16 protein-coding genes are annotated in these 15,816 nt (G+C 48.1%); 2 read left to right on the top strand and 14 right to left on the bottom strand.

The genetic code is table 11. The annotated features are described in order from the left end of the window. Positions 1-56: 56 nt before the first annotated feature. From A4V09_RS02800 to eda, 4 genes are all read right to left on the bottom strand, one after another. Positions 57-311 carry a YlmC/YmxH family sporulation protein gene (locus tag A4V09_RS02800; protein WP_065544604.1) on the bottom strand — a complete coding sequence of 85 codons (255 nt, stop codon included), beginning with the start codon at positions 309-311 and terminating at the stop codon, positions 57-59. Between the two features lie 573 nt (positions 312-884). Further along, positions 885-1,907 (bottom strand): sugar kinase, encoded by a 1,023-nt coding sequence (locus A4V09_RS02795; RefSeq protein ID WP_065541000.1) that lies wholly within the window; start codon positions 1,905-1,907, stop codon positions 885-887. A gap of 233 nt (positions 1,908-2,140) precedes the next feature. After that, positions 2,141-3,166, bottom strand: coding sequence for a sugar kinase (locus A4V09_RS02790; RefSeq protein WP_065540999.1), 1,026 nt, complete (start codon positions 3,164-3,166; stop codon positions 2,141-2,143). Positions 3,167-3,287: 121 nt separating this feature from the next. Then, positions 3,288-3,923: a bifunctional 4-hydroxy-2-oxoglutarate aldolase/2-dehydro-3-deoxy-phosphogluconate aldolase gene (eda, locus tag A4V09_RS02785; RefSeq protein WP_065540998.1), complete on the bottom strand. Its 636-nt coding sequence runs from the start codon at positions 3,921-3,923 to the stop codon at positions 3,288-3,290. Between the two features lie 259 nt (positions 3,924-4,182). On the opposite strand from eda, the gene A4V09_RS02780 reads away from it, so the two are divergent. Further along, positions 4,183-4,938: an IclR family transcriptional regulator gene (locus A4V09_RS02780; protein ID WP_065540997.1), complete on the top strand. Its 756-nt coding sequence runs from the start codon at positions 4,183-4,185 to the stop codon at positions 4,936-4,938. Between the two features lie 153 nt (positions 4,939-5,091). On the opposite strand, the gene sigE is transcribed toward A4V09_RS02780, so the two are convergent. The 3 genes from sigE to aroD all read right to left on the bottom strand — a co-directional run bounded on the left by sigE (position 5,092) and on the right by aroD (position 7,765). Continuing rightward, positions 5,092-5,796 carry an RNA polymerase sporulation sigma factor SigE gene (gene sigE / locus A4V09_RS02775; protein ID WP_225305410.1) on the bottom strand — a complete coding sequence of 235 codons (705 nt, stop codon included), beginning with the start codon at positions 5,794-5,796 and terminating at the stop codon, positions 5,092-5,094. 87 nt (positions 5,797-5,883) lie between these two features. Then, the gene (locus A4V09_RS02770) at positions 5,884-6,771 is read right to left on the bottom strand and encodes a sigma-E processing peptidase SpoIIGA (RefSeq protein ID WP_157766893.1); all 888 of its coding nucleotides are present in this window, start codon (positions 6,769-6,771) and stop codon (positions 5,884-5,886) included. 232 nt (positions 6,772-7,003) lie between these two features. Next, a complete protein-coding gene (gene aroD, locus A4V09_RS02765; RefSeq protein ID WP_065540995.1) occupies positions 7,004-7,765 on the bottom strand; it encodes a type I 3-dehydroquinate dehydratase in 762 nt (253 codons plus the stop codon). 158 nt (positions 7,766-7,923) lie between these two features. On the opposite strand from aroD, the gene A4V09_RS02760 reads away from it, so the two are divergent. Next, a complete protein-coding gene (locus A4V09_RS02760; RefSeq protein ID WP_065540994.1) occupies positions 7,924-8,790 on the top strand; it encodes a shikimate dehydrogenase in 867 nt (288 codons plus the stop codon). Between the two features lie 97 nt (positions 8,791-8,887). Here the strand turns inward: A4V09_RS02760 and A4V09_RS02755 are convergent, their stop codons facing one another. From A4V09_RS02755 to murA, 7 genes are all read right to left on the bottom strand, one after another. Next, the gene (locus A4V09_RS02755) at positions 8,888-10,036 is read right to left on the bottom strand and encodes a DUF4179 domain-containing protein (protein ID WP_065540993.1); all 1,149 of its coding nucleotides are present in this window, start codon (positions 10,034-10,036) and stop codon (positions 8,888-8,890) included. A 12-nt stretch (positions 10,037-10,048) separates the two neighbouring features. Next, positions 10,049-10,543: an RNA polymerase sigma factor gene (locus A4V09_RS02750; RefSeq protein WP_065540992.1), complete on the bottom strand. Its 495-nt coding sequence runs from the start codon at positions 10,541-10,543 to the stop codon at positions 10,049-10,051. Between the two features lie 265 nt (positions 10,544-10,808). Beyond that, on the bottom strand, positions 10,809-11,300 hold the full coding sequence (locus A4V09_RS02745; RefSeq protein WP_065540991.1) for a MogA/MoaB family molybdenum cofactor biosynthesis protein: 492 nt from the start codon (positions 11,298-11,300) through the stop codon (positions 10,809-10,811). Between the two features lie 144 nt (positions 11,301-11,444). Then, positions 11,445-11,939, bottom strand: coding sequence for a cyclic pyranopterin monophosphate synthase MoaC (gene moaC / locus A4V09_RS02740; protein WP_065540990.1), 495 nt, complete (start codon positions 11,937-11,939; stop codon positions 11,445-11,447). 117 nt (positions 11,940-12,056) lie between these two features. Continuing rightward, positions 12,057-13,244, bottom strand: coding sequence for a cell division protein FtsZ (gene ftsZ / locus A4V09_RS02735; protein ID WP_065540989.1), 1,188 nt, complete (start codon positions 13,242-13,244; stop codon positions 12,057-12,059). 371 nt (positions 13,245-13,615) lie between these two features. Next, the gene (locus tag A4V09_RS02730) at positions 13,616-14,530 is read right to left on the bottom strand and encodes a cell division protein FtsQ/DivIB (RefSeq protein ID WP_065540988.1); all 915 of its coding nucleotides are present in this window, start codon (positions 14,528-14,530) and stop codon (positions 13,616-13,618) included. 12 nt (positions 14,531-14,542) lie between these two features. Next, positions 14,543-15,790 (bottom strand): UDP-N-acetylglucosamine 1-carboxyvinyltransferase, encoded by a 1,248-nt coding sequence (murA, locus tag A4V09_RS02725; RefSeq protein WP_065540987.1) that lies wholly within the window; start codon positions 15,788-15,790, stop codon positions 14,543-14,545. Between the last annotated feature and the right edge of the window lie 26 nt (positions 15,791-15,816).

Below are 15,816 nucleotides of genomic sequence, written 5' to 3'. Positions count from 1 at the left end.
AAATCCCAAAGAAACGGCGCAAAATTGTACTAGTAAAAACCCCCTAAGACTTTTCCTTATTCTTTCTTCAGAAACTTCTCCTCCTTAATCTCCACCAAAATAATATCCTCGCCAATCTGTCTAATACACTGCCAAGGAATCACATACTCACTGACCGGTCCAAACAACCCACAAAGCTTCCCCGGCACCGGCACAATAATAGCCGTCAGACACCCCGTCTTAGGATCAAACTCCACATCCAATGGACACCCCAGACTCTTACAAGTACAAATATTAATAACTTCCTTCTGCTTCAAATCACAAACCCGCATAATCCCACCAAATTTCACCCTTATTACCTATCCTATGCCCCCCACCCCGTCCATTTTCCACTTTCTTCCCAACACCCCATCCACTTTCTCCCCTTTCCCTACACACTCAGGCTTACCACCCGTCCTACACTTTCAAGATTCCTCTCCGCACTACGATCTCAGCCTCATCTTCCGCACTACAAGCTCACCCTCATCTTCCCCTCTTCGATTTCTGGGTCACCTATCGCACTATGCTCTCAGCTTCATCTTCCTCTCTACGCTCTCAGGTCAAAGGGAAAGGCCGCCAGGGACAGCAGACCGGCAGGGTTCCTTCTGGCAGATGTTCCGTAGGAGGCGTAGACTTGCTTAGGAAAAAATGAAGTCCCGGACAAGGAGAAATTTCGGTTACCATCCGAAATTTCAGGGCAGTTGAGCAGTTCAGCCATAAAGGCTGGACTGCGGTTCTGCCCGGTGCCTTGTCCGGGGCTTCATTTTTTTCTTAGCAAGACTTGCCGACGGAGGCATCTGCCAGAAGGAACCCTGCCGGTCTGCTGTCCCTGGCGGCCTTTCCCTTTGACCGTCCCCTTTCAGCCATCACCTATCCATTTCCACCTGTCCCCCCACCCCCTTATGATTCCGTATAATCCTATCAATCTCCTTCAAATCACAAGAAGGCAGATCCCCCGGAATGGTATTCTTCACCGAACTGGTCGCATTCCCATACTCCAGTGCCCTCCGGCAGTCAAACCCATGTGCCAGCAGCCCATAAAGTGCTCCCGAAATATAAGCATCCCCGCTTCCGATCCTATCCACAACCTCAATATCCTGATACGGCTCCTCCTCATAATACCTGTCTTCCTTCGCATTATAGATCACAGACCCAAACGTATGCACCTTAGGGCTATGCACGATCCTCTGTGTGGATGCCACAATAGATATAGGATATTCCTCCGTAAAACTCTTCATAATAGACTTCACATCCCCATCCTTCAAAAACGTCAATCGTGCCGTATCTTCAGAACAGAAGAAAATGTCCACATAAGGAAGAATTTTCTCAATACATTCCTTCGCCTCAGCCCCAGTCCAAAGATTCCCCCGGAAATTCACATCAAAAGAAATGATCGCCCCATTCTCCTTAAACCTCTTGATCATCTCCACCGCAGTATTCCTGGTATTCTCCGCCAAAGCCAGGGTAATGCCGCTGGTGTGGAAACACCTTGTGCACGCAAACATGTCCTCCGGCAGTTCCTCCACTCTGATCTTGCAAAAAGATGCATGGCGTCTGTCATAAACCACACTGGGCTTTCTGGGATAAGCCCCGTTTTCATAGTAATAAATTCCCAGTCTCGCATCCGGCTCCTCATCATACACCAGATAATCATCACTTACCCCGCAGAAACGGACTCTGTTCTTGGCGTAGACTCCAAGCGCGTTATCCGGCAGCTTGGATATCATCCCCGTCCTAAGCCCCAGAAGAGAAGCTCCAGACACTACATTCAGCTCTGCACCGCCCACCTGCTTCTGAAATGTCTCACCGCGCACGATCCTCTCATTATCCGGCGGTGACAGCCTCAGCAAAATTTCTCCCAATGAAAGCAAATCAAAATCTTTTTTCATCCTAAAATCCTCCCTAAATCATCCTTGATCCTACTTAACAGAACGCCGTGTAACGATTCAGCACCCGAACCGTTACAGGCAAAAACCATACGGAACCACCATGGGCAATGGAAGTCCGCAGCATGTGCTTTCCATTGTATGAATAATGGGATGCTGTTTTCACAACATCCCATTTTTATTTAAATGTTCACCCATGGCAAAAGGGCTATCATTTATAACTATTTCATCTGACCTTATCTCTGAACACGTCCTGAACCGTCTCCGCCTGCAAGTTTGGATACTTCATCCATGGAAACCATATTGAAGTCACCCTCAATAGAGTGTTTCAGACAGGAAGCAGCTACTGCGAACTCGATGGTGGACTGTGCATCATAGCCGTTTAAGCATGCGCAGATCAATCCGCCGCCAAAGCTGTCGCCGCCGCCTACACGGTCAACGATGTGCATTTTGTATTTTTTGCTGAAAAAGTAATCATTTCCGTCATATAACATAGCGGACCAGTTGTTGTCATTTGCAGACAGGGACTCTCTCAGTGTAATGGCAACTTTTGAGAAACCAAACCGGTCAGCCAGCTGTTTTGCAACATCTTTGTATCCCTCATGGTTTACGGTACCGGTTGTAACATCTGTGTTGGCAGCCTTAATGCCGAATACATCGGCAGCATCTTCCTCGTTTGCTATGCAGACATCCACATATTTACAGATTTCACCCATAACCTGTCCGGCTTTTTCCTTGGACCAAAGTTTATTTCTGTAATTTAAGTCACAGGAAATGGTCACACCTGCCTCTTTTGCGGCTTTGCAGGCCTCCAGACAGATGGCTGCCACTTCATCATTTAAGGCCGGTGTGATTCCTGTAAAATGGAACCAGTCAGCGCCGTCGAAAATATGCTTCCAGTCGAAATCAGAGGCTTCTGCTGTGGCGATCGAGGAGCCGGCACGGTCATAGATAACCTTAGATGGTCTCTGGGATGCACCTTTCTCCAGGAAATAAATGCCCACGCGGTCGCCGCCCCGTGCGATCTTCGTTGTATCTACACCATATTTTCTTAAAGAATTGACAGCAGCCTGTCCGATCTCGTGTTTTGGCAGCTTTGTGACAAATGCTGCGTCAAACCCGTAGTTCGCAAGGGAAACAGCCACATTGGCCTCTCCTCCGCCGTATGTTGCGCCGAAGGTATCTGCCTGTACAAAACGGTAGTATCCTTCCGGAGCCAGTCTTAACATGATTTCACCAAATGTGATCACTCTTTTTGCCATTTTTATTTCTCCTTTGCCATAAATCCTATATTATTTTCTCTGTGATAACACACAGCTCTTCATACTTCTTCTATTCTGCAGCCAGTCAATAACCGCATGATAACGATTCCGGGCTTTTTCCCTATCTTACTTCTTTCACCAGAGCAACGGCTTCCTCTGTGAGGGTTTTGATCTTATCAAATTCTCCTGCTGCGATCAAATCGCCTTTTACCATCCAGCTTCCGCCGCATGCAAAAATCTTATCACAGGTCAGATAGTCTTTTACATTCTTAGGATTAATTCCGCCTGTAGGCATAAACTTGATTCCCACATATGCTGCTGCCATAGCTTTGATGGTAGACACACCGCCGTACTGTTCAGCCGGGAAGAACTTCAGCACTTTCAATCCGCGCTTAACACCCTGTGCTACCTCAGAAGGCGTTACGCATCCGGGCAGGACTAAAATATCTTTGTCCAGGCAGTAGTCAACGATCTCCGGATCAAATCCCGGGCTGACGATGAATTTTGCACCGGCTGCCACTGCACGGTCCACCTGCTCTGTAGTCAAAACAGTACCTGCGCCAACCAGCATTTCAGGAAATTTCTCTGTCATGGTACGGATAGATTCCTCTGCTGCTGCAGTACGGAATGTTACCTCTGCACAGGGAAGACCACCCTCACATAATGCTTTTGCCAGCGGCTCAGCATCTTTCACTTCATTTAATACAACTACCGGAACAACACCGAATTTTGAAAGCTGTTCTAAGATCGCGTTCATAATTTCCTCCTTAAAATGGTTCATGATATTTTGTTTTTATGGGTCTTGCTATAAAGTTTTATTTTGCCTATTCACTTTTATATATTCCACATTATGAAACTCTGTTTCGTATTGTGATATCCTTATCTTGAATTATACTCCTCCGGCTCAGATTGTCAAGAGAAAAATGAAAAAAAATTCCGGTTGTTTCCTGAATGGGAAAGTGTTACAATAACGCCAAAGCCTATTCGTGAAAAATAACCAAAGGCAGGAATATATTATGGAAGAAAAAAATCCCATTCAGGTGGCTGACAGGCTTTTTCTGGTCCTGGAAACCCTGGCCTGTGACGCTCCTATCGCGCTGGCAGATTTAAGCCGGCAGCTTGACCTGAACAAAAGCACGGTACACCGGCTGCTCTGCTCCCTTATTTACATGGGATATGTAAAACAGGACACATACACCCAGAAATATGATTTGTCATTAAAATTATTAAGCCTTTCCAACCGGCTGTTAAGCCGCATGGATATCCTGGAGATTGTACGCCCTCATTTGAAAAAACTCTCTGAAAAAACAGGGGAAACCGTACATTTTGTCCAGCTTGACGGTGCGGAGGCTGTCTATATCTATAAAGAAGAATCGTACCAGAACTCTGTCCGCATGGTATCCAAGGTGGGCAACCGGATCCCTCTCTACTGTTCAGGCGTTGGAAAAGCCATGGCAGCAGACATGGAGGAGGAACAAATACGCCGTTTCTGGAATGCAAGCAATATTATCCGCCTGACCCCCCACACTATTACGGATTACTCCCGGTTTCAGGAAAAAATAGAGGAAGTCAGAAAAAAAGGATATGCACTGGATGATGAGGAAAACGAACTTGGTGTACGCTGCATTGCAGTCAGCCTTCCTGATTATAAAGGGCGGGCCCGCTATGCCTTCTCTATCTCCGCTCCGGCTGCCAGAATGTCGGACGAACGGATTACCCAGCTTGCAGAAATCATTCTGAAAGAAAAGCGGGAAATCCAGCAGAATATGTAAATTCAAAAGCATATGAAACAAAACAGCCGTCTATGAATGGAAAACACAAACCCCAACAGATTTGCTTTTCCGTATCGTAGACGGCTGTTCTGTAAATCCACTAAATTCTCGCTGCAGATACGTCTATGCCATAGCCTATAAAAAGATGCTATTTTACTCGTATCTCACAATCTCTTTTTTCAATCTCTTCATGATCCGCTTCTCCAGCCTGGATATGTAAGACTGGGAGATACCCAGAAGATCTGCCACTTCCTTCTGCGTCTTTTCTCTGCCATCCGGCATATTGATGCCAAAACGCAGGCGCACAATGGTCTGTTCCCTTTTGGTCAGCTTTCCGATAGCCTTCCCCAGAAGGGAACGCTCTACTTCACTCTCTATTCCCCTGTAAATCACATCCTCATCTGTTCCCAGAATGTCGGACAGGAGCAGTTCATTGCCGTCCCAGTCCACATTCAGCGGTTCATCAATGGAAACTTCCATCTTTGTCTTGCTGTTTCGCCTGAGATACATAAGAATCTCATTTTCAATACATCTGGACGCGTATGTTGCCAGCTTGATCTTTTTTGTGGGGTTAAATGTATTGATGGCCTTGATCAGACCTATGGTTCCTATAGAGATCAAATCCTCCACCCCTACCCCGGTGTTATCAAATTTCTTGGCAATGTACACAACCAGGCGCAGGTTATGTTCAATCAGACGGGATTTCGCATCCGCATTGTCCTCTGTCTGTAATTTTCCTATCATTTCCGCCTCGGCCTCTGCATCCAAAGGCGCCGGAAGGACCTCTGCCCCTCCGATATAATGAATTTCTTCCCCTCTTCTGAATATAATATTGGAAAACCCCGAAAAAACAGGCATCTGTACTTTTCTCTCTGCTGCTGCTTCCATATTCATTTATGCTCCTCCCTAAAACTGTCAAAGCGATTTCTGACTTTTGCAGTGCCCTCATGAATGCAGGATCCCATGCTGTTCTGCGTTCACGATGCACGGATTGACGATTATCTGAAAGTTTCCGGCAGTGGAAAGCTGGTTCCCTGCAAGCCCTAAAACTGCATGTTTTACCACACTGCCTTCTTCTCCTGCTGATACATATAGTTTATCTACAGTGACGGCAAGCATTAGTCCATTATCCTGCCCCACACTGCGGTATGAAATGTAATGGGGATGAAAGGCCAGCACCGATTGGGCACAGATATCCTCTGTGCTTCCGGTTCCTCCAAGAAGCCTCTCAAAAGAAGCCTTTTGGTCATCGCCAAGAAGCTCCTCAAACCTCCCGTATTCCACCACACTCACCGGTTTTCTGGTGCGTGTGTCGCGCAGCCTGTTGCCAGTATCATACAGTCCTTTGACTTTCACTGATTTGCCGCCAGCGAAGATAGTGACTTCGCATATGGCGGAGCTTTTTCCTTTTAAGTATTCCAAGAGTCGCATTCCTAAGATGAGAATCCAGTAAGTGGCTGTGGTGATGAAACAAAACGTAAGTAAGCCTTCCTTAGTGCTTCCCGGCAGGGCAGTAAGTATTCCTCCTGTGAGAAAAGAAAAACCGTACAGCAGCAAAAGCCCTGTAACTAATTTTCTCCATGATCTGCAGCAGCAGCCCACCCACACCATGAGGACACCCAAAATTCCATGTGAAAGCAATACCCGCACGTAGGGGGACGATAAGGGCAGCAGTGTGATCACACAGATACCGGCAGCTCCCAGCGCCGCACCTGCCAGAGAACGAAGAGGAGTGGCAGTCCCCTTCAGCACCCGGTTTACCAGACGCAGCAGCAAAAAATCCATTACCAGATTGACTACGAAAAAAACGTCAATGTAAAATTCGTAGTACACAAAACACCCCCTAAACCTTGTATGACTCATTCATGACAGCCGAAAGACTGCTACACGCGCAATTCGTAACTCTGCATGCACTGCGCAGTGATTCTTTCCGCTGCATACTTATCTGGAATAAGTAATGTTCATTATAGGCGATAGGGGGTGTTTATTTTGTCAAAACCGCTTGGACGAATCAAAAATCTTTTCGACAGTTTTGGTCCCGTTTTTTCTTGTTATGTTATCCTTTTTATGTAAAGCTTTCATGAAGAAGGGCAAGGGTCCTGCGTATCCTGTCAGCAGGAATCTGCCCCGGTGCCGAAGCCTTCACACCTGCTGCAAATGTGACGGCTGACCCTGCTGTCTCCCCGCAGAGACGGCTTAGAACTCCGGCTTTTCCCATGGACATGGTGATGACCGGTTTGTCTGTCCTTTTCTTCATCATGACCGTTGCTGTCAAAAGGGACATGAGGTCCTCCTCACTTCTGGGCATGACAGCCAGCTTCAAAATATGGGCTCCGATACTATCCATGGTCTCCAGCCTGTTTACCATCTCTTCTATAGAAGGAGTCCTGTCAAAATGATGGTTGGAGGCAACCACAAAGACACCGCACTTTTTAAGGCTTTCTATGAGTTTTTTTGTCTTAGCTGTGTCAAAAAAAGCTTCCACGTCAATCAGGTCCACAAAGCCGGTTTTGGCGGCATTTTCCAGAAGATTTACATAATCCGCACAGGTGATGGGCCGATCACCTCCTTCTTTGTCGGTTCTGAAGGTAAAAAGAAGGGGAATCGTGTCAAAAATACCGCGAATCGTTTTCAACATTTCCAAACTATTTTCGCTGTTCTCTCCCTCCTCATAACAATCTGCGCGCCATTCCACCAAATCCGGTTTCATATTTTTCACTGTTTCTGCTTCTTTTATGAGCTCTTCTTTTGTTTTTCCTGTAAGAGGAATACAGATTTTGGGAATTCCCTCTCCGATCTTAATACCTTTTATCTCTACGGTTTTCATGATTCTTTCTCCTCCTGGTCATTTCTGCCGCTATTATAGCATACTTTTTCTCTTGACACCATGGAAGTTTCCTTTTACACTTTAAATTAATGCAGATATCTGCTGTAGGGAAAGAACAGGAGAATATAAAAAAACACACCAGGAAAGGATGAAAAATGATGATACCAATTACAGGATATACACAGCTTACCGGACTACTGGGAAGCCCGGTGAAACACAGCATTTCCCCTATGATGCATAATACCGGTTTCCAGGCCCTGGGACTGGATTTTGTCTATCTTTGTTTTGAAGTAAATGAAGAGAGTTTGGAGGATGCGGTAAAAGGACTTCGTACGCTTCACGTAAAGGGATTTAATCTGACTATGCCCAATAAAAATAAGATATTGGAATATCTGGATGAACTGTCCCCTGCCGCAAGGCTGATCGGCGCAGTCAATACAGTGGAGAACCGGGAGGGGAAGCTGATTGGGCATAACACGGACGGCATTGGATTTATGCGGGCTGTAAGGGCACAGGATATTGGTGTGGCGGGAAAATGTATTACGCTTATGGGAATTGGAGGGGCTGCCACCGCTATCTGTACACAGGCGGCGCTTGACGGGGCCGGCAGGATTTATGTGTTTGCCAGAATGACCAGCAAATATCTGCCCCGGATGAAAGAGCTGATCTGGCGTCTAAAAAAGGAGACGGGGTGTGAGATCCTGCTCTGTGATAATGAGGATAGAGACCGGCTCAAGAAAAGTCTGAGGGAGAGTGTTCTGCTTGTGAATGCTACTTCTGTGGGGATGGAACCGGATGAGGAGGGGTGTATTCTGCCCGGAAAGGATTACCTGCATGAAGGACTGGCTGTGGGGGATATTGTGTATGATCCGTGGGAAACACGGCTGCTGCGGATGGCAAAAGAGGCTGGGTGTAAGGGGTTTAATGGGTATGCTATGCTGTTGTATCAGGGAGCGGAGGCGTTTCGGATATGGACGGGGAGGGAGATGCCGCTTGAGGTTGTTCGGGAGAAATTGGGGAAGTAAGGCCCACGGACGGAGAAAGGGAGGGCCGGGATGCCTGGCCCTCCCTTTCTCCTGGTAGTGGCGACGGATGGTTTTCTGTATGGTGTGGGTGATTCGATCAGTTGATATGGTAAACATTGTCGTTGATGATGATCTGGGAGATGTCGTCGGGGTTTACGATGCGGTTGTAGGTTAGGCGGAATTCGTTGTTTACGCCGCAGATGTAGCCGGTGTTGTCCAGTTCGTCCTGTTTGAAGATGATGTAGCTTGTGCCGTCTTTGTACTTGAGTTCGATGTATTTGATGCAGTAAGGGTCCTGCGCCTCATCTTCGGGGGCCTGGGCGGACATGTTGATGTTCATGGAGATGGGGGAATAGGAGCATATCCAGGTATCATCCTGGGTCAGGGACTGCATGGGGATGGTTTCGCACTGGGGAAGGTCCACGTAATCTTCTGTCACTTCTATCTGATCTCTCTTTTCCGGGTCTGTCCCGCCAATCTCCTGGAGTTCGCCGAAAGTAACGGGATAGGTATAAATGTGCAGTCTGGGCTGGTTTGAGGTATTTTCTGCACTGCCCCATATCATGTAATCATAAATGTAGTATTTATCAGGTGTGCTCTTTTCTGTGTCTACATACATAAATTCACCGGCAGGGTTTCCGTCCTGATCTTCAAAACAGAAGAAGAAGTTGGATTCCTGGGAGAAATAGGCACCTTTTGTGCGGTTTGTCTCGTCATCCGCGTACAGTGCAGTGACTCCGCCCTGTCTTTCCAGGGTCATGGACATGAGCATGCCGTTGCCGTCTGTGACAATATTCTCTATGGTAAGGGTGTGGTCACCGATTTCTTTGGTGATGTTCACCTCGGTTACATTGCCGCCTATGAGGGCGTCAGCTTTCTCCTCATCTACCGGAACGTATTCTTTGCCGGGGAGGTCAGCCATCATGCCGTCCTCTTTATCCGGGTCCGCAAGGACCTGGGTGTGTTCCTGGGAGGATTTCGTGGTGTTTCCAAACATGCCCTGGAAGAAATCTGTGTGTTCGGAGAGGTAAGCCGCTGCTGCTGTACCGCCGGTCACAGTCAGGGTGAGGGCTGCCACTGCCGCGGCTGCCGTTATTTTCCGCCAGGACTTTTGTGCATGGGTGGTTCTTGTTTTGTTCTGGGTACGGATCTGACTGTAGGTGTCCTGCAGGCGTTCATCCACTTTTTTCGGTATCTCTATCTCCTGTTCCAGGATCTGTTTCATTTCATTTTCTGTATACTTCATAGTGTGCCTCCTTTATTGATGCTGTAAGATATCGCTCAACTTCATCCGTCCTCTTCGCAGACGGCTCTTTACTGTATTTTCGCTGATGTCAAGCAGCTCCGCTATCTCTCTGGTGCAGAAGCCTTCCCCGTAGTACAGGACGAATATCATCCGGAAATCTTTCGGAAGCTCCTGTACCAAGTCTGTGAATCCGCGGTTGCTTTTCATTTCTTCCACCGCTCCTTCTTCAGGCACCTGTCCCACTACGGTGCATCTGCCCTGCTGCCGCAGGATGTCTTTGCAGCAGTTGATCAGGATTCTGGTGAGCCAGGTTTTGAAATATGCAGCAGATTTAAGCTCCCCTAAATGCTCATAAGCCGAAAGCACTGCCTCAGACATGGCATCAGCAATATCTGCTTCACAGCTCAGATAGCTTCTGGCCACTTTATACATTGCCTGTTTATTCTGCTCGATCAGCTCCACAAAAGCATCGGCATCCCCTCTCTGGGCCTTTTTTACAAACCACATGCTGGTCGTCTCCTCTCTGTCAGCGTCCTGCCCATGGGCATTTCCCCTTTGGGGAGCAGTACACTGGCTGTATATTTTGAACCGGTTCATTGTCTTTTACATACATTAGACGAATCCGGAGGGTGTTTGGGTGCACATATGAATATTTTTATAATAAAAAGGGATGTCCTACGGCTGGTCCTGACCGCCGTATCACATCCCTTTCTATTTTCGAGCTATTATAACTTTCTGTTCTGCCCGCTGTGCAGACGCCTGTCCTCCATAGTCAAGTTCTGGCACAGTTGTGGGCAGTTCCCTGAAGGATATCCAGGCCGTGCTCCAATTCCGGCAGGATATATTCCAGGCATTCTCTCACTGCCTTTGGGCTTCCCGGAAGGTTGATGATCAGTGCCTGTTTTCTGATACCTGCTGCCTGGCGGCTCAGCATGGCACGTTTGGTGATCTGCATACTGTATGCCCGCATGGCTTCCGGAATACCGGGTACCTGTCTCTCACAGATATCCATAGTGGCCTCCGGCATGCAGTCTCTGGGCGAGAAGCCGGTTCCGCCTGTGGTGAGGATCAGGTCCGCGATGTTTTCATCTGCCAGTCTTGCCATCTCACGGCTTAACATCCCTCTCTCATCAGGGAGCAGGACCTTATATGTAATCTGATAGCCTGCCTTCTCCAGAATTTCACAGATGACAGGCGCGCTCATATCCTCTCTCTCGCCTGCATAACCGCTGTCGCTTGATGTTATCACTGCTGCTCTTCTCATAAAAATACCCCCAATCTTTTTTATACCAACTATTGTAACTGTTCAGTCCCTTCACCGCCTTGGGCCGTGGGATTTTACCGGGCTGCGGAACGTGCCCTTACGACCACTGCAGTAAACGTACAGACCTACTGGTTTCATTACCGATTATTTTTTATCAGAACCAAAGTTGAAATCCCCGCTTTTGCCGCCTTTTTTCTCCACCAGATGAATTTCCGACAGGACCATGCTTTTGTCAATAGCCTTGCACATATCATAAATCGTAAGAAGTGCCACGCTGGCTCCTGTGAGGGCTTCCATCTCTACCCCTGTCCTGCCCTCCACTTTAACGGTACAAAAGGCGGTGATCGTCAGGTTCTCCCGGTCTGTCTCAAAGTCCACACTGCACTTGCTGATCAGCAGTGTGTGGCACATGGGGATCAGGGACCATGTCTGTTTAACCGCCATGATTCCGGCCACCCGTGCCACTCCCAGAACATCGCCTTTCTTGGCTGTGTGGTTCACCACCGCGTCCATGACCTCACGGTTTACATGGATGCTGCCTTTGGCTGTGGCTGTGCGGCTTGTCACATTTTTGCCGGACACATCCACCATGATCGCATTGCCTTCCCCGTCAAAATGGGTCAGTCCCTTGTTATCCATAGCTGTTCTCCTCTGCCGTATCCGCCCTGAAAGTAAAGGTACACGGCTCTTTTGATACACGAAAGGCAGTCCGCAATAATTCCCGGACTGCCCTTTTATCCTGTGTGGTTTTAACGCTTATCTTCTGTTCTTCAGGAAATCCGGAATCTGGATATCCTTTTTCGGCACATTGCTTGTGAATGTACCCTGCTGTGTACTTCCGAAGCCCTGCTGCGGCTGGAAGGACGGCATCTTGAATGCCGGCTGCTGCTGAGGCTGGCTGTATGCCGGTGCCTGCTGCTGCGGCTGTACCGGTGTCTGCTGCTGTACCGGTTCCTCCTGTCTCGCTGCTTTCTTGTCTCTGCTCACGCTTGGTTTTCTTGCTGTCTCATCATCCAGTCCGGTAGCGATAACAGTAATTCTAACATAATCAGCTTCTTTATCATCATACAGGGCACCGAAGATAATATTGGTATCTTCTCCGGTGAGATCCTGTACATAGCTGGCTGCATCGTTGGCATCCATAAGAGAAATATCTCCGGATACGTTGATGATAACGTGGGAAGCACCCTCGATAGTGGTCTCCAGAAGCGGACTGGATACGGCCTGCTGTACAGCTTCCATGGCCTTGTCGTCGCCTTTTCCTTCACCGATACCGATGTGTGCAATACCTTTGTCGATCATAACCGTCTGAACATCTGCGAAGTCCAGATTGATCAGTGCCGGCAGATTGATCAGGTCAGTGATACCCTGTACGGCCTGCTGCAGTACCTCATCTGCTTTTCTGAGAGCCTCCGGCATAGTTGTCCGGCGGTCCACGATCTCCAGCAGACGGTCATTCGGGATCACGATCAGTGTGTCCACATTCTCTTTTAATTTTTCAATACCTGTCAGCGCATTTGTCATACGAGTCTTAGCTTCAAAACGGAAAGGTTTTGTGACAACGCCTACGGTCAGGATACCCATTTCTTTTGCCAGGCCTGCTGCGATCGGTGCAGCGCCTGTTCCGGTTCCGCCGCCCATACCACAGGTGACAAATACCATGTCAGCGCCCTGCAGTACCTGTTTGATCTCCTCGATGCTCTCCTCAGCCGCTTTTTCACCGATTTCCGGTTTTGCACCTGCACCAAGGCCTTTTGTCAGCTTCTCACCAATCTGCACTACAGTCGGTGCCTTGCATAAGGTCAGGGCCTGTTTATCTGTATTGACTCCGACGAATTCCACTCCGCCGATAGCCTCTTCCACCATTCTGTTAACTGCGTTATTACCAGCTCCACCTACACCAATCACAATAATTTTTGCAGATGATTCAGCTTCGTTTGTCATTATCTCTAACAAAGTACTTCCTCCTTTAGCTTCCCTCGTATGTTGTAAAGCGGGTTTTTAAATCCACTTCGCTGCTTCTTCATGAACACAGATATCTGCATCTTATCCGCATTCGGATACACTGACGTGTATGATTTTCTGTAATCAGGTTTATCTGTCTTATGTTTCTTGTCATGGTCTCAAAAGGTATTTATCATAAATCCCCTTGAAAACCCAGATACTTTAATTCTAAGTACCTTTATGATGCATATAGATATATAATATAGTCTTTTGGAAAATTAATCAACTGGTAAATTTATTTTTTCACAAAAAATTTAAAAAGATTATCGAAATTTCCCGATTTGTGACTCTTAAAAAACAAAAGTTCACTGTTATTCCTCCCCGGAACCATCATCAGAACCATAGTCTTCATATCCGGAACCAGCCTCATAGCCAGAATCCTCTCCGCTGTGATCGGAATCCTCATCCCCGGAACTGTCAGAGTCCTCATGGTCATCCCCGGTATCTGAGCTGTCTGTTTCTTCACCGCTGTCGTTTCCCTTCTCCTTAAGTGCCTTTTGCTCCGCCTCGCTGAGCACCTTATCAAAGACAACATTTTTTGAAGTTTCGTCCACATTTTCCAGGTGAAGGACACCTTCCATGCCTTCAAGCTGTGGGATTATGCCCAGAAGCCGGCTCATTTTCTCATCCATATTCTGGTCATAACCCATGCGGGCTTCCACCTTGCCGTAATAGAGCACAAGCTGCCTCTTCTCATCCAGTACCAGCCTGTCCGGTTTCTGATCACCCTTCTCCATCATCTTTGTCACACTTAAGATCAGGCTCAGACTGCCTTTGTCAAGTCCGGGGATTTTTTCTCCCACCCCCACCTTATCAAGGACAAGCCCTTCTACATTTGGTATGTTCTCCAGCTCATCCGTGGTGCTTACCTGGACGATCCCGTTTCTGTCAAAGTATAGGTTTCCGTCCAGAAATTTCACATAGCCGATCAGCTCTTTTTCTCTTACATGGATCACAAGGCTGTGACGGCTTGTCCTCTCCAGCCAGATTTTATTTATAAATTCCGCATCTTTTGTTCTTTCATCAGGATCAAGAAATCTCACAAGCACTGAGTTGCCCGAAAGTGGGCCTGACAGCACCATTTTTTTGATTTCATCTTCCGTATAGTTCTGATTTCCTTCTACTTTAACACTGGTAATCTGAAAGCAGGTAAAGAATACCGCAATGGCTATTAATACGGCCGCTGCCAGGCAGCCCCAGAATATCCTGTGTTTTTTCCTATCCATACATGTTCCCCTTTAATCTCTCTCAATTACGGCGCCAAGCTGTGATAGATCACGGCATATGTCCTCATACCCCCGCTCAATATACTGCCTGTTCCTCACAAGAGTCTCTCCCTGCGCCGCCAGCCCTGCGATCACAAGGGCTGCTCCGCCTCTCAGTTCCTGTGCCTCCACAGCCGCCCCATGTAAAGTTCCGCCGCGGATAACAGCTTTTCTGCCGTCCACCCGGACATCTGCTCCCATGTGCTGAAGCTGTGATGCTGTCTTAAATCTGTCCTCAAAAATGGTTTCCACCAGGCAGCTCTCCCCCGGTATGGTACACAGCACCGCCATAAGCGGAGACTGCAGATCCGTTGGAAATCCCGGATATACTTCCGTGCACTGTCTTTTCAGCGGAACCTGCACCCACTTGCTGCACAAAGACAGTTTACCACCGATTACTTCATATTGTCCACCCATTTTCTCATACACTCTCATGAGGGCTTCCATTTCCTCCACAGGCGCGTCCTCCAGAACAAGCTCTCCTCTGGTGGCTGCACAGGCACACACATAGGTTCCCGCCACGATCCTGTCCGCAGGTACGGTGAACTCTGTTCCGTGCAGCTCCTCCACCCCTGTGATCGTAAGGACACTGCTGCCTGTTCCTTCAATTCTGGCACCGCATGCATTCAGAAAACGGCACAGCCATACAACTTCCGGTTCCCTGGCGCATCCTTCCAGTCGTGTGATCCCGCTGGCAAGCACAGCGGCAAGCACAGCATTCTGGGTTGCACCCACACTTATTTTTGGAAAATGTATGGTGTTCCCAACCAGTCCCTCCGTCCTGGCCGTGAGAACGCCCTCTTTTTCTTCAAATACCGCTCCCAGCCGTTCCAGAGCATACAGATGCAGGTCAATGGGGCGTTCCCCTATGACACAGCCTCCGGGATGGGGCACAGACGCATTGTGGTATCTGCCCAGCAGGCTTCCCAGTAAAATAACGGAGGAGCGCATTTTCTGGCCCTCGCAGCAGTCGATCTCTGTCTTTCTAACATGGGAGGGGTCCAGAGTCAGAGTATCCCCCTCATGCTGAATCTGCACGCCAAGTTCCCGCAGGATCTCTTCCATAACAAAGACATCCGCGATCATCGGACAACGGTGCAGTACACTTTTCCCTTTATGCAAAAGAGCGGCCGCCATCATTGGCAACGCCGCATTTTTAGAGCCTTGTATCCTTACTTCGCCTGTGAGCGGATTTCCGCCTTCTATCCTAATTTCATTCAAGTCTTACCTTTCCTCCCGCCTCCTGG

Source organism: Blautia pseudococcoides (genome assembly GCF_001689125.2).
Lineage (GTDB): Bacteria > Bacillota > Clostridia > Lachnospirales > Lachnospiraceae > Blautia > Blautia pseudococcoides.
The sequence above is the reverse complement of the archived record's forward strand: the minus strand, read 5'-3'. Positions and strand labels throughout refer to the sequence as shown.

Coding starts and splice junctions, on each gene's coding strand:
- A4V09_RS02800 (WP_065544604.1), bottom strand. CDS start 311: ATGCGGGTTTGTGATTTGAAGCAGAAGGAAGTTATTAATATTTGTACT.
- A4V09_RS02795 (WP_065541000.1), bottom strand. CDS start 1,907: ATGAAAAAAGATTTTGATTTGCTTTCATTGGGAGAAATTTTGCTGAGG.
- A4V09_RS02790 (WP_065540999.1), bottom strand. CDS start 3,166: ATGGCAAAAAGAGTGATCACATTTGGTGAAATCATGTTAAGACTGGCT.
- eda (WP_065540998.1), bottom strand. CDS start 3,923: ATGAACGCGATCTTAGAACAGCTTTCAAAATTCGGTGTTGTTCCGGTA.
- A4V09_RS02780 (WP_065540997.1), top strand. CDS start 4,183: ATGGAAGAAAAAAATCCCATTCAGGTGGCTGACAGGCTTTTTCTGGTC.
- sigE (WP_225305410.1), bottom strand. CDS start 5,796: ATGCCTGTTTTTTCGGGGTTTTCCAATATTATATTCAGAAGAGGGGAA.
- aroD (WP_065540995.1), bottom strand. CDS start 7,765: ATGAAAACCGTAGAGATAAAAGGTATTAAGATCGGAGAGGGAATTCCC.
- A4V09_RS02760 (WP_065540994.1), top strand. CDS start 7,924: ATGATACCAATTACAGGATATACACAGCTTACCGGACTACTGGGAAGC.
- A4V09_RS02755 (WP_065540993.1), bottom strand. CDS start 10,036: ATGAAGTATACAGAAAATGAAATGAAACAGATCCTGGAACAGGAGATA.
- A4V09_RS02750 (WP_065540992.1), bottom strand. CDS start 10,543: ATGTGGTTTGTAAAAAAGGCCCAGAGAGGGGATGCCGATGCTTTTGTG.
- A4V09_RS02745 (WP_065540991.1), bottom strand. CDS start 11,300: ATGAGAAGAGCAGCAGTGATAACATCAAGCGACAGCGGTTATGCAGGC.
- moaC (WP_065540990.1), bottom strand. CDS start 11,939: ATGGATAACAAGGGACTGACCCATTTTGACGGGGAAGGCAATGCGATC.
- ftsZ (WP_065540989.1), bottom strand. CDS start 13,244: ATGACAAACGAAGCTGAATCATCTGCAAAAATTATTGTGATTGGTGTA.
- A4V09_RS02730 (WP_065540988.1), bottom strand. CDS start 14,530: ATGGATAGGAAAAAACACAGGATATTCTGGGGCTGCCTGGCAGCGGCC.